The sequence below is a fragment of the uncultured Mailhella sp. genome, from assembly GCF_905187505.1.
Classification (GTDB): domain Bacteria; phylum Desulfobacterota; class Desulfovibrionia; order Desulfovibrionales; family Desulfovibrionaceae; genus Mailhella.
On sequence record NZ_CAJJIC010000017.1, the window covers coordinates 1 to 21132 of the forward strand.

Sequence of the window (21132 nt, forward strand, 5' to 3'; positions counted from 1 at the left end):
CCTGTCTCGTGTTCGGTCCCTGCGGTGTCGGGCGCAAGGCGCTGTATCTGAACAGTCTGTTCATGGAGCGCCGTTTTTATGTGCCCGCGTCCAACATTCAACGGGCCTACAAGCGCGTGGCCATGAGCAGGGGCGGTTTTACCGGCAAGGGCATCTTCGGTTCCATTCCCTATCTCGTGGTGGAATACGACAACGGAGAGAGCGTGCAGTGCACGTTCAAGCATGAAAGCCATGTGGACATGATGCTTGCCGAAATTCAGCACCGTTTCCCCCATATCAAGACCATGTCCGAGGCTGCTGCGAAAAGGCTCGCCGAGGCCAGAGCCGCGGAAGAGGCGAGATACGTGAAGCATCTTTCTTCCGTGGCGGAGGAAAGTCTTGCCAGACTTCGCGACGCCATGGCCTTTCTGGAAAAGCGTCCCGACCTTGCGACGCGTCTTGCTGCGGCAAGCAAGGCAAGACGCGTCGATCAGCTGACCAATCCCGTTCACAAATGGGTGGCTCTCGCCATTTTCTGCCTTGCGCTCGTCGCGTCCGCCTACGGAGCGTACACGTGGTTTTCCGGCGATGGCGACTACGGCATATACGTCACGCTCATAGGGCTGGCCGTGCTGTTCTTTTTTGCCGGGGCCAACGTTCTGCCCACGGCCCGCAACAACAGCCGGGCCATAGCCGCCGCGCTGGACAGGGCCCGCGCCGACATGGCGGACTACATCAGGGATTATCCCGACTTTCCCCTGCCCGCACGCTATGCGCATCCCGCCACGCTTTCGCGCATGATACGCTCCATTCGGGAAGGGCGTTCCGAGACGGTTCCCGAAGCCTACGAGGACATGAAGACCGTGCTCCGTGCGCTCAATTCCAGCGTGAAGGTCAGTCAGACGGAATACGACGAGGTGGTGGCGATCAAGCCCATGTTTCTGCTGGAAAATTACCGGTAGCAGATTCAGAAAGCCGCAAAAGTGGCCGCGTTTCCCCAAAGCGCGGCCTTTTTTTGCGGGCACGGCTCCGGGACGGGAGGTGCTGCTCAGCGGACCGGTACGATGCGGCTGAGGCGGCAGGTCCGGGCGGATGCGCGATGAAGAGCGGTTTTGCCGGGAAAAGAAGCGTCGCTGAGGACATGGACTTTTCAGAAGGTGCGGTACGGCTTCAGGTGCTGTTTTTTTCAGGTATGAAAAAGGCCGCCGTCTCATGGACGGCGGCCTTCGGCATTTTTCGGGGCAGCATTATTCTGCGGTTTTTTCTGCGGGGCCTTCCGCTTCCTGCACGGTGGACTGTTCGGCCTTGCGCGCTGCCGCGGCTCTGGCGGCGTCGGCGGCCTCGGGGTCGATCTGACGCCCCCTGCGGCGCAGGATGTAGGTGTAGGCCGGGCCGGAAATGACGTAGCCTATGAGGATGAGGAAGCAGAACAGGCGCGGCAGCGAGAACACCATGCTGAGCACGATGAGCGTGGCAACCATGGTCTGGAAGGGATGGGCCTTGATGAATCCGAATTCCTTGAAGGAGAAGTAACGCACCCGGCTCACCATGAGCAGCGGCACGATGACGGAGAGAATCAGCGTGAGGCCGGGGAGTATGGGCATGAGGAAGTCGGGATAGTAGGGCATGAACAGCACGAAGGTCGCCATGACGCAGGCGCAGGCAGGACTGGGCAGGCCGACGAAGAAGCGTTTGGACGTGGTGGAAACGCCCACGTTGAAGCGGGCCAGACGCAGGGCCGCGCAGCCGCAGAACAGAAAGGCCACGGCCAGGCCGAGGCGGCCGAAGGTATGCAGCTGCCAGGCATAGGCCAGAAGGCCCGGAGCCACGCCGAAGGTCACGTCGTCGGCCAGGGAATCGTATTCGATGCCGAACTGACTGGCCGTGCCGGTAAGGCGTGCCACCTTGCCGTCGAGGCCGTCCATGGCGGCGCCGACGAGGATGGCCCAGGCCGCCAGGTCGAACTGATCCTTGAAGGCGAGAATGATGCTGAAGAATCCGGCAAAGAGACTGGCGGTGGTGAAAAGATTCGGCAGAATATAGACGCCGCGGGGAACGGGCTTGTTGGGATCGCGCATGGGGGCCTCTTTCATGCTTCTTCGGAAGCGGACTTTTTAGCCAGAACAGTCTGACCGGCAAAGACATTTTCGCCGATGGAAACGGAAGAAGTATAGTCGGCGGGCAGATAGACGTCAACGCGGGAGCCGAAGCGTATCATGCCGAAGCGCTGTCCTCTTTTGAGCGTGTCGCCCTGTTCGGCGTGGGGCACGATGCGGCGGGCGATGAGTCCGGCGATCTGAACGAAGGTCCACTCATCGCCGTTTTCATCACGCATGAGCCAGCGGCACTGTTCGTTGTCGGTGGAGGCCTTGTCGAGAGCGGCGTTGAAGAACTTGCCGGGCAGATAGCGTATGCCGGTGACCGTGCCGGAAACGGGCGCACGGTTCACGTGCACGCTGAAGATGTTCATGAAGATGGAAATGCACAGTCTGGTTTCGCCGGTCATGGGATCCGTGCGGGGCTCCATGCGCACGACGCGGCCGTCCGCAGGGCTGACGGCAATGTTTTCTTCCTGCGGTACCACGCGTTCAGGGTCACGGAAGAAGTGGACGGAAAACCACAGAAGGATGAGCGCAACAACGGTGACGGGCCACCAGTCGAGAAGGGCGGAGCAGAGAGAAACGACCGTAAGCAGACCGATGATGGGCGCACCTTCGGGAGCAAGGCCGATGCCGGGCTTGTTCATCAGAAACTCCTTTCGAGCGTGCCGTGCAGGGCATGCCGCTCGGACGGGCGGGATCGACCGCGCCCGGATACAGGAAAAGGACGAGTTCTTCCGCAACGCGCGCGGAAAGCGGGATTCATGAAGCCGCACATTCTTCCAAGAGCCCTTTGTTCTAAACCAGGAAGCGTCGAGGCGCAAGGGAGCGGCAAGGGGAAGAGTGCGGTCTGTCGGAACGCGTGAGAAAACGCCCGGCAGACGTGCGGTCTGCCGGGCGATGTGATCAGTCTTTGCGGCGAAGAATGACGACGTGCTTGAGCGGTCCGTCGCCGGAGCTGCGCGTCTGCACGTCGGGATCATCCTGAAGTGCCAGATGGATGACCCTGCGCTGATAGGCGCTGAGGGGCCTCGTGGTCTGTACCTTGCCTGTGGCCTTCACCTTTTCGGCGAGGGAAAGGGCAAGTTCCTGCAGACGGGAGTCCTGCCGCACATGGTAGTCTCCGGCATCGACCTGCAGGCGCACCTGCGAGCCCATGGCCCGCGTGATCATGCGCGAAGCCAGATACTGCACGGCGGCAAGATTCTGTCCGTCGCGGCCGATGAGAAGGCCCGTGTCCTCGCTTTTCACGGAAACCTGCACGCGGTCTTCTCCGATTTCCAGGGAGAGATCCACGTTTTCGGCATCCACGTCGAGGATGGGGGCAACGAGGCGGCTGATGATGTTCTTCGTCGTTCCCGCAAGTTTTTCCTGATCGAGCTCCGCAAGAGGAACGCGGGGCAGGGTGCTTTCGAGAGCGTCGGATTCTTCGTTCTTCTGCGCGCTTTCCTTGCGGGAGGCGCGGTTCTGACGGGAACGACGGGAGCGCGGAGCCTCTTCGGCGGAAACGTCGGATTCGTCCGTCACCTCTTCCGCCGGAGCTTCACCGGAAGCCTTTTCGACGGCCTGGGCAAGGGCCGGAACGCCCGCCGTGCGGATGGCGGGCAGCACGCGTTCCTCCTGCGCGGAAGTTTCGCGTTCCTTCTCGTCATCCTGGCGTTTTTCCCGGACGCCTTCCTTGCGATCCCGGTTTTCTTCCTTCGCGCCTTCAGCGCCTTCGGGCTTTTCGCGACGGCGTTCGCCGCGGCTGCGACGGCGGCCTTCCTGACGTTCGGGCTTTTCCTGCGGAAGCGGGTTCTGCATGAAGTCGGGAAGCTTGGCCAGACGTGCGCGGATTTTCGCCTTGCGTGCGCCTACGATGCCGAAAATGCCGGTTTTTGCGTCTTCAATGATGTCTATTTCAAGCTTTTCTCTGGGCACGTCGTAGTAGGCACAGGCCTCCGCAATGGCCGCATCCAGCGTTTTTCCTAGGAATTCTTTGGATTCACTCATGTCTTTCCCCTGCTACTTGGCTCTGTGCAGGGTCCAGGACTGCTGGATGATGGACAGAATGTTGTTGCACAGCCAGTACAGCACGAGGCCGGCGGGGAAGTTGATGAACATGACCGTGAACACCACGGGCATGATCATCATGATCTTGCGCTGCTGGGGATCGCCCATGGCGGGGCTGAGCCACTGCTGCAGGAACATGGTGGCGCCCATGATGAGCGGCGTGATGTAGAAGGGGTCCTTCACGGAGAGGTCGGCCAGCCAGAGCAGATCGGTGCCGGGCAGGTAGGTGATGAAGGATGCATGACGCAGCTCGATGCAGTTGAGAAGCGCCTGATAGAGGGCGACGAACACGGGAAGCTGAATGAGGATGGGCAGGCAGCCTCCCATGGGGTTGACGCCGTAGGTCTTGTAGAGCTGCATCATTTCGCGGCTGAGCGCTTCCTTGTCGTTCTTGTACTTCTCCTGCAGCTGCTTCATCATGGGCTGGAGCTTCTTCATCTGCTCCATGGACTTGAAGCTCTTGCGGGAAAGCGGCCAGAACACGATCTTGATGAGGATGGTCAGCAGGATGATGGCGAGACCCCAGTTGCCGAGGAAGCCTTCAAAGAAGGTGAGAAGCTTGAGCAGCGGCACCGCAAGGAAGGTGAAGATGCCCATGTCGATGGAGGACTTGAGGGAGTTGGGCGCGGCGTCGAGCAGGTCGCGGCTCTTGGGACCGAGCCACCAGGAGGTCTTGAGTTCGGCGGGCTGACCGGCGGTCAGGTTGACGTCCTGCAGTTCCACGGCGGCGCGCCATACGCCGCCTTCGGTGATGCGGCCCTTGAACACGGTGTTCTGTCCCATTTCGGGCAGAACGGCGGAAAGGAAGTAGTTGCTCATGAGACCGGCCCAGTAGATGTCGCCGGAGCTCATGACGCCTTCCTTGGTGAGGTCTTCCTTGTCGGTGTCGCGCTTGAGCGAGCCCTTGAGATCCCAGGCCATGCTCATGGTGTCGTAGTTGCTCTTGCCGCTGAAGTCCGTGGCGCCGAGGCTGTAGGACACGCGGGCGGCGGGAGTGCCGGCGGCGGAGGTGAGGGTCACCTTTTCATCCATGAGATAGGTGTCGGCATGGAAGGTGATGACGCGGCTGATGCGGATGCCGTTCATCTCGCCGGTGAAGGTCAGCGTGGCTTCGCCGTTTTCGAGGTTGACGTCGGAGCCGTCGAAGCTCCACTGGCCCATGTTCCACGAAGGCTGACCGTTGATGAGCAGCCCCATGGGGGCCACCGTGGCGGCGGCGGGGGAAACCATGTTGAACAGCGGGGAGCCGGGGGTGATGGAGGCGTTGTAGTTCTTCAGCTTGAACGACTGGAGCACGCCGCCGCCGGAGTGAAACACGGCTTCGTAGAGAGGCGTGTTCACATGCACTTCGCGGCCTTCGGAAGGCACGAACTTGGCCACGGGCACCACGGGAGCGGCAGGCGCGGGAGCCTGAGCTTCGGTCTGGGCCTGTTCTTCGGTGGCCGTGGGCTGGGGCTGTTCGGGAATCCAGCCCATGTATTCGGAAAAGGTCTGCCAGCCGATGAGAAGGACAATGCAGATGACGACGGAGATGATGAGGCGACGGTTATCCATGACGTTCCTGAGAGTCTGCGTCGTGCGCAGAGGGATGATCGTTTGAGAGGGGGGGCACAGGATCGAAGCCACCCGGATTGCCGGGATGGCAGCGCAGGATGCGCCTGACGGCCAGCCACAGCCCCTTGACGGGACCGTGAATTTCTATGGCCTGGATGGCGTAGGTGGAACAGGAGGGATAGAAGCGGCAGCAGGGAGGATAAAGCGGCGAGATGCAACGCTTGTAGAACCGGATGGGCAGAATGAGAAGCCGCTGGGCGAGAGTCATGCCGCGTCTCCCGAGGGCGTGGAAGCGTCGGGCCCTGCGTCTGCGGCCGAGGACAGTTCGGCGAGCAGGGGCAGAAGTTCGGTTTCCGCAAGGCAGAGACTGAACTTGTCGGCACGCAGATGCTTCTTGGGCGTGACGACAATGTCCATGGCGGGCATTTCATCCTGATGCAGGCGGAAGAAGGCGCGAAGAACACGCTTGATGCGGTTCCTGGCAACGGCATTGCCGCATTTTTTTGTGACAGCAAGCCCGAGACGCCCGGTTCCGGCCGTGCCGGAACTACGGGCGAACACAACAAAGTATTTGGTGAACAGACGTTCTCCCCCGTTGTAGCAGGCGGTATATTCCGCCCTGCGGGTGATGCGTCGCTCTCTGGGCCAGGTCAGTGACATGGAAAGGCAATCCATGCTGCGCTTTGACAGAATTTAAACGCAAAATGTGGGCGTGGCGGAACGCCGCGCCCGAAACATTTGCATGGTCTGCCCGGATTTTCCTCAAGGAAAACGACCGGGAAGCGCACCGCTTTGACTAGGCGGACAGGGTCTTGCGGCCCTTGGCACGACGGCGGCTGATGACGGCACGACCGTTGGGAGTGCTCATGCGGGCGCGGAAGCCGTGAGTACGCTTTCTGCTGATCTTGCTGGGCTGATACGTTCTTTTCATGACGCGCGGTCTCCTTACTGAGATTGGAACATTCAGGTATAGCGCGCCTTGCCGCTCCCGTCAAGTCGGAAGCGCCTGGCGCAAAGAAAGCCTCCCCCCGGAAGGGGCGCGGCAAGGTCTATGTGTAAGCCGACTCATGCTTCCGGGCAAGCATTAAAAAGGGGTTTTCGCCGGAAAAACGCGTCTTGCGGGACTTTTGGGCTTTGTCGAGTGCTTTCAGCTTCCTGCGGATGACAAAACGGGCGTTTGCGCTTAGACTGCGCCCACAAGTTCAGCCGCCTCTGCGGCGAAGGAGCACTCATGCAGGGCGTACCCGTTCTCCGCGTTGCGGCCATACACGATCTTTCCGGCTTCGGCCGGGCATCTCTCACCGTGGCCATTCCCATTCTGGCCACCATGGGCATACAGGTCTGTCCTCTGCCCACGGCCGTGCTCTCCTCGCAGACTTCAGGCGTGGACGACTTCACCTTTCTCGATCTCACCGACCAGATGGGGCCCATGATGGATCACTGGGCGCGCATGGGCCTGAAGTTCGACGCCGTCTACTCGGGATTTCTGGGGAGTCCGGACCAGTCGGCCCTGGCGAGGCGCTGCATACGGGAGTTCCGTGCGCCGGGCGGCATCGCCGTGGTCGATCCCGTTCTCGGCGACAACGGAACGCTCGATTCCACGCAGACGCCGGAAATGGTGGAGGCCATGCGCAGCCTTGTTCGTCAGGCCGACATCATCACGCCGAACCTCACGGAAGCGGCGTTCCTGCTGGGGGAACCCTACCGTTCCGACATCAGCCGCGAGGCGCTGCGCGATCAGCTCCGCGCCCTGGCCGCCATGGGACCGTCGGCCGTGGTCATTACCAGCGCTCCGGCTGGTTCCTCCGACAGCACGGCCACCGTGGCGTTCGACGGCCGTCGGTTCTGGCAGGTGGAAGTGCCGCACCTGAACGCCTTTTATCCCGGTACGGGCGATGCTTTTGCCAGCGTGCTCACGGGCAGTCTTCTTCTCGGCGACTCTCTTCCCGTGGCCGTGGACCGGGCCGTGCACTTCGTCTATCTCGGCATCCAGGCCACCTACGGATACGACACGCCGCATCGTGACGGCGTGCTTCTGGAAAGGACGCTGCCCTCGCTCAGAATGCCCTTTACGGGGGGAAGCTACACGGAGTTCTAGCGAGTTTTTTCCCGTTGCGAAGACGAAAGCAGAGAACGGGCTTCCGCCAGCGGCGGAAGCCCGTTCTCCTTTCTGTCTTCGCGTCTTCCGCCGGAGGGCGGGAATGTCGGGACTTAGTAGCGATACATGTCGTTCTTGAAGGGACCGTCCACGGAAACGCCGATGTAGTCGGCCTGCTTCTGAGTGAGCTTGGAGAGTCTGGCGCCGAGGCGGGCGAGATGCAGTCTTGCCACTTCCTCATCGAGCTTCTTGGGCAGGGTGTAGACGCGGGCCTCGCGCTTGTTCGCCGCAAGGTCCATCTGGGCGAGCACCTGGTTGGTGAAGGAGTTGGACATGACGAAGCTCGCATGGCCCGTGGCGCAGCCGAGGTTCACGAGGCGGCCTTCGGCAAGCACGATGATGGAGCGGCCGGAAGGCAGGAACCACTTGTCCACCTGAGGCTTGATTTCCATCTTGCGGCATTCGGGATTGGATTCCAGCCAGGACATCTGAATCTCGCTGTCGAAGTGACCGATGTTGCACACGATGGCTTCGTCCTTCATGCCCATCATGTGTTCGCCGGTGATGACGTCGCAGTTGCCGGTGCAGGTGACGTAGATGTCGCCGTAGGGGAGGGCGTCTTCCATGGTGACCACCTGATAGCCTTCCATGGCGGCCTGAAGCGCGCAGATGGGATCGATTTCCGTGACGAGCACGCGCGCACCGAAGCCGCGCATGGAGGCGGCGCAGCCCTTGCCCACGTCGCCGTAGCCGCAGACGACCACGACCTTGCCGGCCACCATGATGTCGGTGGCGCGCTTGATGCCGTCGGCCAGCGACTCGCGGCAGCCGTAGAGGTTGTCGAACTTGGACTTGGTGACGGAGTCGTTCACGTTGATGGCCGGGAAGAGAAGCTTTCCTTCCTTTTCCATCTGATAGAGGCGATGCACGCCGGTGGTGGTTTCCTCGGACACGCCGCGGACGGCGGCAGCCACGCGGTGCCAGCGGTAGGGATCGTTCGTAAGGGAAAGAGCGAGGCGCTCCATGATGATGCCTTCTTCCTTGCAGGAAGGCTCGCGGTTCAGCACGGAGGGATCGTTTTCGGCTTCAACGCCCTTGTGGATGAGCAGCGTGGCGTCGCCGCCGTCGTCCACGATGAGGTCGGGGCCGGAGCCGTCGGGCCAGGTGAGGGCCATTTCCGTGCACCACCAGTAGTCTTCCAGCGACTCGCCCTTCCAGGCGAAGACCTTGGCCATGCCCTGTTCGGCAATGGCAGCGGCGGCGTGATCCTGCGTGGAAAAGATGTTGCAGGAGGCCCAGCGGATGTCCGCGCCGAGCTCGTAGAGGGTGCGGATGAGCATGGCCGTCTGAATGGTCATGTGCAGAGAGCCGCTGATCTTCATGCCCTTCAAGGGCTTCTTGTCGCCGTAACGGTGCATGAGCTCCATGAGACCGGGCATTTCGCGCTCGGAAAGCTGAATTTCCTTTTTGCCGAAGTCGGCAAGAGAGATGTCGGCGACTTTGTAGTCGAGGGACAGATCGAGATTCTTGGCGGACATGATTGCTCCAGATAAAGGTTGAAAAAGGGTCACAGCCCGGCTGACGACGCGTTCGTGTTCTTGCGGGCCAGAATGAGATGCAGTGCCAGGTCCTTCTTTACCGGCTGACGACGGTAGTCCACGATGGTGAGCCCCGTTCTGGTCAGGGCGGAAGAGAGCTCGTCGAGGGTGAAGCCGAGCCAGCGGTCTCCGTACATGGTGCGCATGGATTCCTGGCTGTGCTGATCGAAATCCGTGACCAGCACCAGACCGCCGGGATGCAGAACCCGGGCGATTTCTCCCAGCGAGGTGGAAGGACGGGAAAGATGATGCAGCACGAGGTTGATGCAGATGAAATCCGCCTCTCCGTCGCGCAGGGGAAGGTAGTCGAGTTCTCCTATGCGCAGGGAAATGCCGTTCATGTTGTCGCCGAAGCGGCGGCGGGCCAGCTCCAGCATGCGCGGGGAATCATCCACGCCTATGAGCTCGCGGCAGGCGCCGCGCAGATGCTCCAGCACCTCGCCCGTGCCGCAGCCGAGATCGGCGGCCACGCCGCAGTTTTCCGGCACGGCGTGCAGAATCACGTCGGGCAGGGAAAAGTCGCCGAGAATTTCCCGGTTCATCTCGTCCCAGTCGTCGGCTATCTCATTGAAGAACTGCCGGGTCTTGAGCGCCCTCTCCTCAATGATGCGGGATGCCATGTCGAGGTCTGCGCGACAGGCTTCGTCGTCCTGCGCGAACGAGACGACGCTGCTCAGAAAATCATGCCCCGGTCCCTCCGTTTCGGCGGAATAGAAGACCCACAAGCCGTCCCTCCGCGAATGCAGCAGACCCGCTTCCGTGAGAATCTTGAGATGCCGCGATATGCGCGACTGTCCCATGTTGAGAAGCGAAACCAGCTCGTTGACGGACAGCTCATAGTGGAAAAGAACCAGCGCCAGACGCAGGCGCGTTTCGTCCGAAAGGGCTTTGAGATACCGAAGAGCTTTCATAACTTTCTGAAATATAACAAATATCAAGTTTTGTCGATGTAATATATCCGTTTATCCTCATATAGTCAAGAATCGTTGGAGGCCAAGGGAAAGCGGCATTGAGGATTTCAAGAGCGAAAGAAGCGCGAAGGCTCGGGAGCGTGAAGAAGCGGCTTCCGTTCGTCTTTCGTCGGACAGGCGTCTATTGTGCAGATGCGCCCCGTAGGATGGGCAGCGCGTGAGGCTTTTCCCGGGCGGAGAAAGGCGCGCGGAGGGGAGAATGATGATCGGCTCTTGGGCTTTGACGGCGCAGGCCGGGGCCGCTTTGCTGGGAGGCGTGCCTGTCCGCTTCGCTCGAGCTGCGTCAAAGTTGTCCGAAGGCGGGAGAGGACGCAGGGAACGGCGCTTCTTCAAGAGAAGGTCGCCTTCTTCTGCGTGACGACCGCGCTTTGTCAGGCGCCGAGGAACCAGTCGCCCCAGAGAGCCTGACCGAGGGCGATGCCGCCGTCGCCGGAAGGGATGCATGAGGGGAGGAGGGGCGTGAGGCCGAGAGCGCGGAGCTCGACGGGCAGTTCCGCAAGAAGCGTGCGGTTGTTGAACACGCCGCCGCAGAGAACGACGGTGGTGACGCCGCAGGCGTCCGCCGCCATGCGCGCCCAGCGGGCAAGGCCTGAGGCAAGGCCGCGGTGGAAGCGTCTCGCGAGGATGGCGGGTTCTTTTCTGTCCCGTGCCGCCTCGGCGAAAAGCGTCGTCACGTCGGCTTCCAGCAGTCCGTCCCTTTCCCGGACAGGAAGATGGTAGGTTCCCTGTTCGCTTTTGTCCTGCGCCTCTTCCAGACGAATGGCGGCCTGTCCTTCATAGGTGATGTCGAAGCACAGACCGGCAAGCGCGGAAACGGCGTCGAAAAGACGTCCGCAGCTCGATGTCTTCGGGCAGCGGATGTCCCGCCGGAGCATTTCATCCACCATGGGAGCAAGCTTTTCCCTTTCCGGAGAGCCGGGAATCCAGGGGCGTGCGGCCTCGGGCAGGTCGGCCCTGCGCCACAGGGCCTGCGCCGTGCGCCAGGGCGAGCGTATGGCGGATTCTCCTCCCGGCAGCTCGAAGGGGGAAAATCGTCCGAGACGCTGCCAGGAGCCGGGCTGAACGAGCAGAAGTTCTCCGCCCCATATGGTGTCGTCGTCACCGAGACCCGAGCCGTCCAGCGCAAGCCCGAGCACGGGGGCGGCAAGGCGTCGCTCCGCCATGACGGCGCACACGTGCGCGACATGGTGCTGAAGCATGAGCTCCTGAAGGCCGCGTTGCCCGGCAAAGTCGTCGGCGAGGCGGCTGGAAAGATAGTCGGGGTGCAGGTCGCGCACCACGAGAGAGGGTTCCACCTCCAGAAGCCCGAGCAGGTGACGCAGCGTTTCCTCAAAGAACGCAAGATTCTCCGGGCGGCTTACGTCGCCTTCGTGCTGGCTCAGAAAGGCTTCGCTGCCGCGCGTGAGGCAGAAGGTGTGCTTGAGCTCCGCCCCTGCGGCGAACACCGAGTCTCCCGGGGAAAGAAAGGGGCGATCGGGCAGAAGCACGGGCTCGGGCACGAAGCCGCGCGCGCGGCGAACCATGAGCGCCGGAGCGGCCGGTTCGGAGGAAGCTTCGTCCCCGGCGGGGAAGACTACGGAATCGTCCACGCGTACGAGAATGTCCCGGTCGTGAAAAAGAAAGAGGTCGGCCATGTCGGAAAGACGCGTCTTCGCTTCCCTGTTGCCGAGACAGATGGGGGCGCCGTGCGGGTTTCCCGACGTCATGACCAGGACGGGCAGCGCATCTTCCCGGCGTCCGCCCGCCCACTCCGGGTGAAAAAGCAGATGATGGAGCGGCGTTGACGGCAGCATGAGGCCTATGCTCGCGGTATCCGGGGCGAGCAGCGGGGAAAGGAGGGAAACGTTTCCCGCAGGCTTCGTTCTGCGGGGGCAGATGACGATGGGCCGTCTCGGCGAGAGAAGCTTTTCCTCCGCATCCCTGCTTACGACGGCAAAGCTCCGTGCATGATCGATGTCCGCGGTCATGACGGCAAGGGCCTTGTGCGGACGCGCCTTGCGACGACGAAGTTCCGCCACGGCGTTCTCGTTGCGGGCGTCGCACACGAGATGGAAGCCTCCGAGTCCGCGCACGGCCGCGATGCGTCCCCTGCGCAGCGCGGCAAGAAGCACGAGAACGGCGGCGTTGCCCATGACGGCATCCTCCGGCAGGCCGTAGCGCCTTCTGCGCGCTTCATGCATGGCCCCCCTTCTGTCGTTCAGCGTCGCCCGAAGATGAGGGGCATCGGCCAGCGCTTCGGCGAGAGCGTCTTGTTTTCCTTCCAGCCAGAGCACGGGTCCGCAGTCGGGGCAGGCGTTGGGCTGAGCGTGAAAGCGTCTGTTCTCGGGATCGTGATATTCCTTTTCGCAGGGGGGGCACAGGGGAAAGCAGGCCATGCTCGTCACCGGCCTGTCGTAGGGGATGGAACGCGTGATGGTGTAGCGCGGCCCGCAGTTCGTGCAGTTGGTGAAGGCGTAGCCGAAGCGTCGGTTGCCGGGGTCGGCCATGTCGGCCAGACAGGCGTCGCAGGGGGCCATGTCGGGGCTCACGAGCACGCTGTGTCCGTGATGGTCTCCGCCGTGACTGGCGTGAATGACGAAGTCTTTCTCGGTATTGAGGGGGGCGGCATCGCGCCTTTCCAGCGAGGCGATGCGGGCCAGCGGAGGAACGCGGTCCGGAAAGGAGGCGAAGAGTGCAAGAGCTTCTTCTTCGCCCTGAACCTCTATGCGTACGCCCTCGGGCGTGTTCCCCACGCAGCCGGTGAGTCCCAGCCTTGCGGCTTCCCTGTAAATAAAGGGTCTGAAGCCCACGCCCTGAACCTGTCCGGTCACGATGTAGATATGCCTTGCCGTCATGTCTTCCTCCACGTGCGACTATAGCCGCCAAGTTCCCCGAAGGAAAGCGTCGCCCTTTCCCACGGGGACAGGAGTGCATTTCTCCTTGAGAAAGCCCGCGTGATGCCATAAGATAACCGCCTCGGATGCTGCCGAGAGAGGTTTCTTCGCCGCACCTTCCTGTGGATAGGCGAAAACGGCAGCTCCCGCCGGGGAACCTCCCTGTCGAGGTCTGCTCCCATGACGCGGCCCTTCCGGCTTTCGGCCGATGGCCCCGGCTTTTCCGCGCACTGATGTAAAGGAACGGAATATGTCAGAATTTAAGTTGCAGGAACGCACCCTCGGCCAGATGCTTGACGAAACCGTAGGGCGTTTTCCTGATCGTGAGGCCCTTGTTTATGTGGGACACGATTACCGGCAGACCTGGAGCGAGTTTGCCGACACTGTGGACAGGCTGGGACGAGGCCTGATGGCGCTGGGCGTGCAGCCCGGAGAAAAAATTGCCCTGTGGGCCACCAACGTGCCCAACTGGGTGACGCTCATGTTTGCCGCCGCCCGCATAGGAGCCACGCTTCTTGCGGTGAACACCAACTATCGCGACAGCGAGCTTGAATATCTCATCCGCCAGTCGGAATGCGAAAATTTCTTCTGCATCGACGGCTTTCTCGACTACGACTACGTCTCGGCGCTCTATCGCGTCATCCCCAATCTGAAGGACCAGCACGAGGGCGAGCTTCACTGCGAGAAGTTCCCCCACCTTCGTCGCGTCATGAGTCTCAAGGACATTCCTCATCCCGGAGTGCTGCCCATTTCCGCCATTCTGGATCGTGCTGGAGACGTGTACGAAGCCGAATACGAGGCGCGCAAGGCCATGGTAGGGCCTTATGACGTGGTCAACATGCAGTATACCTCGGGCACCACGGGTTTTCCCAAGGGCGTCATGCTCACCCATGTGGGCATAGGCAACAACGGCTTCAGCGTGGGCGAACGTGAACGGCTTACGGAAGAGGACCGCGTCATCATTCCGCTGCCGCTCTTTCACTGTCTCGGATGCGTGGTCGGCGTTCTGGCCTGCGTGAGTCACGGCGCGACCATGGTCATTACGGAAACCTTCTCGCCTGAGCGCGTCATGGCCGCCATACAGGATGAAAGATGCACCGGCGTGTACGGCGTGCCTTCCACCTACATTTCCATGCTGGGACATCGTCGTTTCAGTCAGTACGATTTTTCGAGCCTGCGTTTCGGACTCATGTCCGGTTCCGTGTGCCCTGAGCCGCTTATCCGGCAGGTCATGGAGGCCATGGGACTTGAGGCCATCGTCATTCCCTACGGGCTGACCGAGTGTTCTCCGGTCATCACCATGACCGGCATAGAAGAGAGCGACGAGCATCGCTGCCGCTCCGTGGGCAGCGTGCTGGAAGGCGTGGAGGTGAAGCTGCGCGATCCGGTGACCCATGAGACCGTTTCCTGCGGCGTGCAGGGTGAAATCTGCTGTCGCGGCTACAACGTGATGAAGGGATACTTCAACATGCCCGAAGCCACGGCGGAAACCATAGACTCCGAAGGCTGGCTGCACACCGGCGATCTCGGCGTCATGGATGCCGAGGGCTACCTGCGCATCACCGGACGCATCAAGGACATGATAGTTCGCGGCGGTGAAAATATTTATCCGCGTGAAATAGAAGAATTTCTGCTTGAGATGGATTCCGTGCGCGACGTGCAGGTGCTCGGCATTCCCTCCCGCCGCTACGGCGAGGACGTGGCGGCCTTCCTCATCCCCCGCGAGGGAAGGTCGGTGAAGCCGGAGGACGTGCGCGACTTTTGCCGCGGCCGCGTGGCCTGGCACAAGATTCCGCGTTACGTCGCCGTGGTGGACGACTTCCCCAAGACGGCCAACGGCAAGGTGCAGAAGTTCAAGCTGCGCGAAATGGCGGCGGAGCTGTTCCCCAATGTCAAGTAGGCCGCTCATCGTTTATCTTGCGGCGCGGGGCTTTGAATCGGACCTCGTGGACGAGCTGAAGATTCACGGCGTGCGCGTGCTCGAGGTGAAGGAACGGCTTGTTCTGGCCGAAGGTCTGTTCCGTTCCGCGTGGGCGCAGAACATCTGGCTTGAGCCTTTTTTTCAGCCCGTCACGTCCGTGGGAAACGCGGTGCGCACGCTCAAGTCCATTCAGAGAAACTGGAAGCTCCATGCCGTGGACTTTCATCGTCGAGCCGCGCTCATCGAGCAGCAGCTTCCGCCGGTGAAGGCGAGGCCGCTTCGCTTCGGCGAGAGCGTTCCCTCGTCGCCGCTCGGATCGTGGACGCTGTGGGATCACGATACCCTGCTCGTGTCCGCCGCGTGCTCTTCCGCCTTCCCTGACGGTGAGGTTCGTTTCGAGGAGGACAAGGTCAATCCGCCGAGCCGTGCCTATCTCAAACTGTGGGAAACCTTCACGCTGATCGGTCGCGGCCCCCGTCCCGGAGAGCTCTGCCTCGATCTCGGCTCCGCGCCCGGAGGCTGGACATGGGTCATTGCGGGCATGGGCGCGCGGGTGTTCAGCATAGACAAGTCGCCCATCGACCCGAAGGTGGCGGCCATGCCCGGCGTCGATCACTGCCTGGGCAGCGGTTTCGGGCTGGAGCCGCAGACGGCGGGAAGAGTGGACTGGCTTTTTTCGGACATGGCCTGCTATCCAGCCCGCCTTCTCGGCGCCGTGCAGGAATGGCTGAAGGCCGATGCCGCGGAGAACTTCGTGTGCACGCTCAAGCTGCAGGGCCGCACGGACCATGATGTCGTGCAGGCCTTCCGGGAAATTCCGGGGTCATGCGTCATGCATCTTTCGTGCAACAAGCATGAACTGACATGGGTGAACCTCGGGGAATGGCGAAAAAGAGGCTGAATGGGGGCAAAGCTTGCGGCGCTTGCGTTTTCGGCGTTTCGCCAAAAGTTCCCCAAAAAAGTTCTCAAAGGCTTTTTCATAAAAATTTTCTCTGGTTAGCTGAGCTGAGCTTGACATACGGGGATTCTCATTCTACTGAAAAGTGACTCAGTGAAAGAGTCAAAAAATTTTTGGGAGAGTGAAACCATGACGAAAGCTGAACTGGTCGAGAAGATCTACGCCAAAAGCGGACTTGAGACGAAAGTAAAATCGGAGGCAGCTCTTGACGCTGTGATTTCTGCCATCTCTGAATGTCTTGCTTCTGGCGATTCCATCACCCTGATGGGCTTTGGCAGCTTCAAGGTTGTCAAGCGTGCGCCTCGTACCGGCCGTAACCCTCGCACCAACGAGAAGATTGAAATCCCCGCCTGCTCCGTTGTGAAGTTCCTTCCCGGCAAGGCTCTTAAGGATGCTATCAAGTAACAGCGCGCAAGGCGTCTGTGAAACAGGCCGCCCGCATTTTGCGGGCGGCCTGTTTTTTAAGCGTTCTGTCGGATGGGGCGCTTCCGCTCTTCAAGCGATCGGAAGCCTCCGGCTCGTGCAGGATCGTGAATGCCCCGCGTGTCGAGTGCCGCTCACAAGGCGTCAGCGTATCGGCACGCATGGCGACATTTTCGGGGTCCGTTTTTTCAAGTCGTCCGGCATACCGTTTTCCCGTTTTAGCTCAACACGTCCGCCCATTGAAACGATTATGTTTCACGTGCGTGGGGTGTCGAAATATAATATCTTGAAATGGCATAGGTTTTGTTTTGGCATGACTCTTGCTTCATGAAGAAGGCAGGGGGAAGCAGAGGGGCTGAAGAAGAGGTCGTTGCCGTACGGCGTCGTCATTCCGGTTTCCCCGTGCAGCCGCGCTCCTGCCCTGTGAGAAGAGGGCAGGCCGCCCAGACAGTTGCTTGCGATGATGAGTGACAGAAGCGGCCGTGACTGCCATGCGATGTTTGAATGCGGACCCTGTGTCTGCATTACTGGGGGTACTTCTCCCCGGCCCCCCATGTGCGAGGGAGGACCCTGCGGGGTCCTCTCCCGTGTGCTTTCGGTCAGGAAAGCCTTCGTGGTGCTCTGCCGTGCAACAGGCGTGAAAGCCCGCTGCGGGGCACGGTGGCCCGCGTAGTTTTGCATTCGATGTTTTTTCATGTCAGAGGCCGCCTTGTGGAAGAAAAGCGCCGGAGACGCCTTCTGAGCGTCTTCCGGCGCTTTTCCCCGGAAGGTTTCTGCCCGTCAGCGGCCTATTTTTTTCTTCATGGCTTTGACGGAGAGCTGCTCCAGCTTGTGGATGCGCACAAGATACAGCAGGGCGGCCACGCTGAGACCGAAGATGAGGGCTATCCAGAAGCCCAGCACGCCGAGAGGCTCCGGCGTGAACAGGTCGGTCATGCACAGAATCCAGCCCAGAGGAAGGCTCACCACCCAGTAGGCGACGAAGGATATGCAGAAGATGGCCCTTGTGTCGTTCCAGCCGCGCAGAGAGCAGAGCGTGTTGGTCTGCACGCCGTCGGGGAACTGATAGAACACTTCGCAGATGAGCAGCAGGCTGGCCATCTGAATGACGGCCTGATCTTCGGTATAGAGCGCCGCTACGGGATAGCGCACGAGATAGATGAGCGCTGCCAGCACGCAGGCCATGGCCAGGGTGATGGTGAGGGCCGTGAGTCTGGCTTTCCTGGCGCCTGCCATGTCTCCGGCGCCGAGCAGCGTTCCTACGCGTATGGTGGAGGCCGCGCCTATGGAAAAGGGACACATCCACACGAAGGCGCTCACGTTGATGGCGATCTGATGGCCCGACACGGTGGTGACGCCGAGCGGGGAAACGATGAGCGCGATGAGGGCGAACGCTGCGGTTTCATTGAGCATGGCAAAGGCGCTCGGCAGACCGATGCGCACAAGTCGTCTGAGAATGTCGGTCAGGGGCTTTTCCGGCGCAAGGGCGGCGGCGTCCGTATGACGGACGAAGAAGAGCATGGAAGCCGCCATGAACCAGAAGAGAATGGCCGTTGCCACGCCGCAGCCTGCGGCGCCCATGGCGGGCAGACCGAACTTGCCGAACACGAAGATGATGTTGAGCGGCACGTTGAGCGCCAGGCCGATGAATCCGGAGACCATGGCAGGTCGCGTTCTGCCGTGTCCTTCCAGAAAGCAGCGCTGCACCACGAAGAACATGAGCGCGGGCACGCCCCAGAGCACGGCAAAAAGATATTCCGACGTCTTTTTAGCGAGCAGCGGGTCCATGGTTCCCCACAGGGGGATGGTCCGGCTGATGACGAGGAAGATTGCCATGAGCAGCAGGGATATGGCGACGGCAAGCCACAGCCCCTGACGCAGGAAGTGCCTGCTCCGGTGGCGGTTGCCGGAGCCCGTGGCCTGTGCCACGAGCGGCGTTATGGCCATGAGGAGTCCCTGCCCGAACATGGTGCCGGGAATCCAGAACGACGTGGCCACGGCCACGGCGGCCATGTCGACGGTATCGGCGCGTCCTGCTACCACGGTATCCACGAAGGACATGGCTATCTGCGCAATCTGGCCGAGAAAAACGGGAACGGCGAGGAAGACCAGATTGCGGGCTTCCTGTCTGCTGAAATGTCTGAACATGATGGCTCCTCCCGATGGGAGAGGAGGTCTTGCGGGGAAGAGAAGCCGGCCTGACAGAACGCGGCTTCCCTGTTTCGAACCTCATCCCTTTTACAGGTCAACGGTTTGAAAGAGCGCGCCGACAGCCGAGAACGCGTCTGGAAACGGTCAGGCATGGAAGGCGCGAAAATGCGGGGGACGTGCGTCCCGAACGATTTCGTCCGGAGATGTCATGCAAAGCGGACGAAGAGCGGACTTCGTTGCGGATGGGAAGCCGCCGGAATTGGGAGAGACGGACGCGGAAGTCCGTGACAGCGCAGGGGCGTACGACAACGGCGTGCTGCACGTTCTGTCATGCGTCCCGGCACGGCGCAGGGATGGCTGCGGCATGAGCGAGAGGCGGCGTGCCGAAGCGTCTTCTTTCCGGGGGCGCGTTTTGCGGCTTAAGCAGGCCGGAAAAAGAGGATAAAAGCGCTTTTCGGCACTTCTTGCGACAGCCTGACGTTTAAACTCGAAAACCCGTCAGCCGCCGAAGCGGGAGACGGGGTCGAGTCCTTGAAGGAAAGACCTTACTTGCCCAGCTTCTTGAGAAGGGTGCGCACGGTGTCGGACAGTTCGGCGCCCTTGCCGATCCAGGCCTGGAGCTTTTCGTTGTCGAGGCTCAGAGTGCCGGGGTTGGTGTTGGGGTTGTAGTAGCCCAGAAATTCCAGCGGACGGCCGTCGCGACGGCTGTCACTGTTGATGGCCACGATGCGGTAGAAGGGACGCTTCTTGGAACCAGAGCGGGTCATTCTCACTTTAACGGACATATCTCACTCCTGATAGGATAGGCAGCGGGGCTACCTTTTTTTGTTTTTACGTTTCTGCTTGTCGCGTTTTTTCTTGGTAGCGGACTTTCCGCTGCCAGGCAATCCGGGCACTCCGCCGGGCAGTCCCGGCATTCCGCCCATTCCCGGCAGGCCACCCATGCCGGGCAGACCACCTAAGCCCGGCATGCCGCCCATGCCTCCCAGCCGGTTCATCATGCCCTGGGGAATGCGGGGCACGTGACGGTTGGGCTGCATCATGGACTGCATCATTTTTTTCATCTGTTCGAACTGGCGCAGAAGCATGTTCACGTCCTGCACCTTTGTTCCCGAACCCTTGGCGATGCGGGCCCTGCGGCTGCCGTTGATGATGTCGGGGTTGCGGCGCTCCTGACTGGTCATGGAGTTCAGGATGGCTTCCGTCCGGTTCAATTCCTTCTCGTGACCGCTCATGTCGCCCAGCTTGCTGGCGAGACCGCCGAGACCGGGAATCATTTTCATGAGCGATTCAAGAGAACCCAGCTTGCGCATGTGGCGCATCTGAGTGCGGAAGTCCTCAAGATCGAACTTGGCCTTCTGCATCTTCTTGGCGAGGGCCTCGGCCTCTTCGGCCTCCATTTCGCTCTGCGCCTTTTCCAGCAGGGTGAGCACGTCGCCCATGCCGAGGATGCGGCCCGCAACACGGTCGGGATGGAACACTTCCATTTCGGAAAGCTTTTCGCCCATGCCGACAAATTTGACCGGTGCGCCGGTGACCGACTTGATGGAGAGCGCCGCGCCGCCGCGGGCGTCGCCGTCCATCTTGGTGAGAACGACGCCCGTGATGCCGAGATGATCGTTGAACGATTCGGCGACGGTAACGGCGTCCTGACCGGTCATGGCGTCTGCCACGAACAGGATTTCCTGCGGATTCACGGCGCTCTTGATGGACACGAGTTCCTGCATGAGCGGTTCGTCCACGTGGAGACGACCGGCGGTGTCGAGGATGACCACGGTGCACTGCTTCGCCTTCGCGTCCTCCACGGCCGCGCGGGCGATGTCCACCGGGTTCATGTCCGGCGTGGAATCGAAGCAGGGAATGTCGAGCTGTTTGGCCAGCGTGCGCAGCTGATCAATGGCGGCGGGGCGGTACACGTCGGCGGGCACGAGATAGGGACGCATCTTCTGCTTGCGCAGCAGAAGGGCCAGCTTGCCCGAAGACGTGGTCTTGCCGGAACCCTGAAGGCCGACCATGAGAATGACGGCGGGCTGCGCGCCCTGGAGCTTCAGCTCCGTGTCTTCACCGCCGAGCAGCTTGACCAGTTCTTCATGAACGACCTGAATGACCTGCTGCGCCGGAGTGACGCCCTTCATCACCTGAACGCCGAGCGCTGCCTCGCGCACGCGATCCACGAATTCCTTGACGATCTTGAAGTTGACGTCGGCTTCAAGAAGCGCGAGTCGGACTTCGCGAAGAGCGTCCTGGATATTGGATTCCGTGAGCTGGGCGCGGCCGCTGAGATTGCGGAACACGCCGGAGAGTCGGTCTGTCAGGCTTTCAAACATCGTCTTTCCTGTTCTTATGACTTGGAACTAAGAACCGTTACGCAACTTTTTCCCTCAAGTCAAGTCAAACCTGCCGCCGACGTGCCGTCGTTTCCGTCTTCCGCGCCGTCTTCCGCCTCTTGCTCTCG

At 61.1% G+C, this 21132-nt stretch carries 18 protein-coding genes; 5 read left to right on the forward strand and 13 right to left on the reverse strand.

The features are described 5' to 3' along the window. The coding region (locus tag QZZ60_RS03255; protein WP_295637739.1) for a hypothetical protein at window positions 1-941 on the forward strand (941 nt) is incomplete at its 5' end. 285 nt (window positions 942-1226) lie between these two features. On the opposite strand, the gene pssA is transcribed toward QZZ60_RS03255, so the two are convergent. The 7 genes from pssA to rpmH form a co-directional block, all read right to left on the reverse strand. Further along, window positions 1227-2057, reverse strand: a complete 831-nt coding sequence (gene pssA, locus QZZ60_RS03260) for a CDP-diacylglycerol--serine O-phosphatidyltransferase (RefSeq protein WP_295637742.1) — start codon at window positions 2055-2057, stop codon at window positions 1227-1229. A gap of 11 nt (window positions 2058-2068) precedes the next feature. After that, window positions 2069-2725, reverse strand: a complete 657-nt coding sequence (locus QZZ60_RS03265; protein WP_295637744.1) for a phosphatidylserine decarboxylase family protein — start codon at window positions 2723-2725, stop codon at window positions 2069-2071. A 259-nt stretch (window positions 2726-2984) separates the two neighbouring features. Further along, window positions 2985-4070 carry a protein jag gene (locus QZZ60_RS03270; RefSeq protein ID WP_295637747.1) on the reverse strand — a complete coding sequence of 362 codons (1086 nt, stop codon included), beginning with the start codon at window positions 4068-4070 and terminating at the stop codon, window positions 2985-2987. Between the two features lie 12 nt (window positions 4071-4082). After that, a complete protein-coding gene (yidC, locus tag QZZ60_RS03275) occupies window positions 4083-5684 on the reverse strand; it encodes a membrane protein insertase YidC (protein ID WP_295637750.1) in 1602 nt (533 codons plus the stop codon). Then, a complete protein-coding gene (yidD, locus tag QZZ60_RS03280; protein WP_294445520.1) occupies window positions 5677-5952 on the reverse strand; it encodes a membrane protein insertion efficiency factor YidD in 276 nt (91 codons plus the stop codon). The genes yidC and yidD overlap by 8 nt, the downstream gene beginning before the upstream one ends. Beyond that, complete coding sequence (rnpA, locus tag QZZ60_RS03285) at window positions 5949-6344, reverse strand: ribonuclease P protein component (protein WP_295637753.1); 396 nt, start codon at window positions 6342-6344, stop codon at window positions 5949-5951. Before rnpA ends, yidD begins: the two co-directional genes overlap by 4 nt. Before the next feature lie 136 nt (window positions 6345-6480). Next, window positions 6481-6615: a 50S ribosomal protein L34 gene (gene rpmH / locus QZZ60_RS03290; RefSeq protein ID WP_294445518.1), complete on the reverse strand. Its 135-nt coding sequence runs from the start codon at window positions 6613-6615 to the stop codon at window positions 6481-6483. A 300-nt stretch (window positions 6616-6915) separates the two neighbouring features. Between rpmH and QZZ60_RS03295 the strand changes: the two genes are divergently transcribed. Continuing rightward, window positions 6916-7782 (forward strand): pyridoxamine kinase, encoded by an 867-nt coding sequence (locus QZZ60_RS03295; protein WP_295637756.1) that lies wholly within the window; start codon window positions 6916-6918, stop codon window positions 7780-7782. Between the two features lie 113 nt (window positions 7783-7895). Here the strand turns inward: QZZ60_RS03295 and ahcY are convergent, their stop codons facing one another. The 3 genes from ahcY to hypF form a co-directional block, all read right to left on the reverse strand. Beyond that, a complete protein-coding gene (gene ahcY, locus QZZ60_RS03300; protein WP_295637759.1) occupies window positions 7896-9320 on the reverse strand; it encodes an adenosylhomocysteinase in 1425 nt (474 codons plus the stop codon). Window positions 9321-9349: 29 nt separating this feature from the next. After that, window positions 9350-10291, reverse strand: coding sequence for a metalloregulator ArsR/SmtB family transcription factor (locus QZZ60_RS03305; RefSeq protein WP_295637762.1), 942 nt, complete (start codon window positions 10289-10291; stop codon window positions 9350-9352). 431 nt (window positions 10292-10722) lie between these two features. Beyond that, window positions 10723-13185, reverse strand: a complete 2463-nt coding sequence (gene hypF, locus QZZ60_RS03310; RefSeq protein WP_295637765.1) for a carbamoyltransferase HypF — start codon at window positions 13183-13185, stop codon at window positions 10723-10725. 289 nt (window positions 13186-13474) lie between these two features. Between hypF and QZZ60_RS03315 the strand changes: the two genes are divergently transcribed. The 3 genes from QZZ60_RS03315 to QZZ60_RS03325 all read left to right on the forward strand — a co-directional run bounded on the left by QZZ60_RS03315 (window position 13475) and on the right by QZZ60_RS03325 (window position 16508). After that, window positions 13475-15124, forward strand: coding sequence for an AMP-binding protein (locus QZZ60_RS03315; protein ID WP_295637768.1), 1650 nt, complete (start codon window positions 13475-13477; stop codon window positions 15122-15124). Next, complete coding sequence (locus QZZ60_RS03320) at window positions 15114-16046, forward strand: SAM-dependent methyltransferase (protein WP_295637770.1); 933 nt, start codon at window positions 15114-15116, stop codon at window positions 16044-16046. The genes QZZ60_RS03315 and QZZ60_RS03320 overlap by 11 nt, the downstream gene beginning before the upstream one ends. Window positions 16047-16196: 150 nt before the next feature. Beyond that, window positions 16197-16508, forward strand: a complete 312-nt coding sequence (locus QZZ60_RS03325) for an HU family DNA-binding protein (protein ID WP_294445511.1) — start codon at window positions 16197-16199, stop codon at window positions 16506-16508. A gap of 798 nt (window positions 16509-17306) precedes the next feature. Here QZZ60_RS03325 and QZZ60_RS03330 read toward each other — a convergent pair. The 3 genes from QZZ60_RS03330 to ffh form a co-directional block, all read right to left on the reverse strand. Next, window positions 17307-18674: an MATE family efflux transporter gene (locus QZZ60_RS03330; protein ID WP_295637773.1), complete on the reverse strand. Its 1368-nt coding sequence runs from the start codon at window positions 18672-18674 to the stop codon at window positions 17307-17309. A 548-nt stretch (window positions 18675-19222) separates the two neighbouring features. After that, complete coding sequence (gene rpsP, locus QZZ60_RS03335; protein WP_294446581.1) at window positions 19223-19462, reverse strand: 30S ribosomal protein S16; 240 nt, start codon at window positions 19460-19462, stop codon at window positions 19223-19225. Between the two features lie 30 nt (window positions 19463-19492). Further along, complete coding sequence (gene ffh / locus QZZ60_RS03340; RefSeq protein ID WP_295637776.1) at window positions 19493-21004, reverse strand: signal recognition particle protein; 1512 nt, start codon at window positions 21002-21004, stop codon at window positions 19493-19495. Window positions 21005-21132 lie beyond the last annotated feature (128 nt).

What these genes read in the sequence shown, in the direction of transcription:
- pssA (WP_295637742.1), bottom strand. Translation starts at nt 2,057, where the DNA reads ATGCGCGATCCCAACAAGCCCGTTCCCCGCGGCGTCTATATTCTGCCG.
- QZZ60_RS03265 (WP_295637744.1), bottom strand. Translation starts at nt 2,725, where the DNA reads ATGAACAAGCCCGGCATCGGCCTTGCTCCCGAAGGTGCGCCCATCATC.
- QZZ60_RS03270 (WP_295637747.1), bottom strand. Translation starts at nt 4,070, where the DNA reads ATGAGTGAATCCAAAGAATTCCTAGGAAAAACGCTGGATGCGGCCATT.
- yidC (WP_295637750.1), bottom strand. Translation starts at nt 5,684, where the DNA reads ATGGATAACCGTCGCCTCATCATCTCCGTCGTCATCTGCATTGTCCTT.
- yidD (WP_294445520.1), bottom strand. Translation starts at nt 5,952, where the DNA reads ATGACTCTCGCCCAGCGGCTTCTCATTCTGCCCATCCGGTTCTACAAG.
- rnpA (WP_295637753.1), bottom strand. Translation starts at nt 6,344, where the DNA reads ATGTCACTGACCTGGCCCAGAGAGCGACGCATCACCCGCAGGGCGGAA.
- rpmH (WP_294445518.1), bottom strand. Translation starts at nt 6,615, where the DNA reads ATGAAAAGAACGTATCAGCCCAGCAAGATCAGCAGAAAGCGTACTCAC.
- QZZ60_RS03295 (WP_295637756.1), top strand. Translation starts at nt 6,916, where the DNA reads ATGCAGGGCGTACCCGTTCTCCGCGTTGCGGCCATACACGATCTTTCC.
- ahcY (WP_295637759.1), bottom strand. Translation starts at nt 9,320, where the DNA reads ATGTCCGCCAAGAATCTCGATCTGTCCCTCGACTACAAAGTCGCCGAC.
- QZZ60_RS03305 (WP_295637762.1), bottom strand. Translation starts at nt 10,291, where the DNA reads ATGAAAGCTCTTCGGTATCTCAAAGCCCTTTCGGACGAAACGCGCCTG.
- hypF (WP_295637765.1), bottom strand. Translation starts at nt 13,185, where the DNA reads ATGACGGCAAGGCATATCTACATCGTGACCGGACAGGTTCAGGGCGTG.
- QZZ60_RS03315 (WP_295637768.1), top strand. Translation starts at nt 13,475, where the DNA reads ATGTCAGAATTTAAGTTGCAGGAACGCACCCTCGGCCAGATGCTTGAC.
- QZZ60_RS03320 (WP_295637770.1), top strand. Translation starts at nt 15,114, where the DNA reads ATGTCAAGTAGGCCGCTCATCGTTTATCTTGCGGCGCGGGGCTTTGAA.
- QZZ60_RS03330 (WP_295637773.1), bottom strand. Translation starts at nt 18,674, where the DNA reads ATGTTCAGACATTTCAGCAGACAGGAAGCCCGCAATCTGGTCTTCCTC.
- rpsP (WP_294446581.1), bottom strand. Translation starts at nt 19,462, where the DNA reads ATGTCCGTTAAAGTGAGAATGACCCGCTCTGGTTCCAAGAAGCGTCCC.
- ffh (WP_295637776.1), bottom strand. Translation starts at nt 21,004, where the DNA reads ATGTTTGAAAGCCTGACAGACCGACTCTCCGGCGTGTTCCGCAATCTC.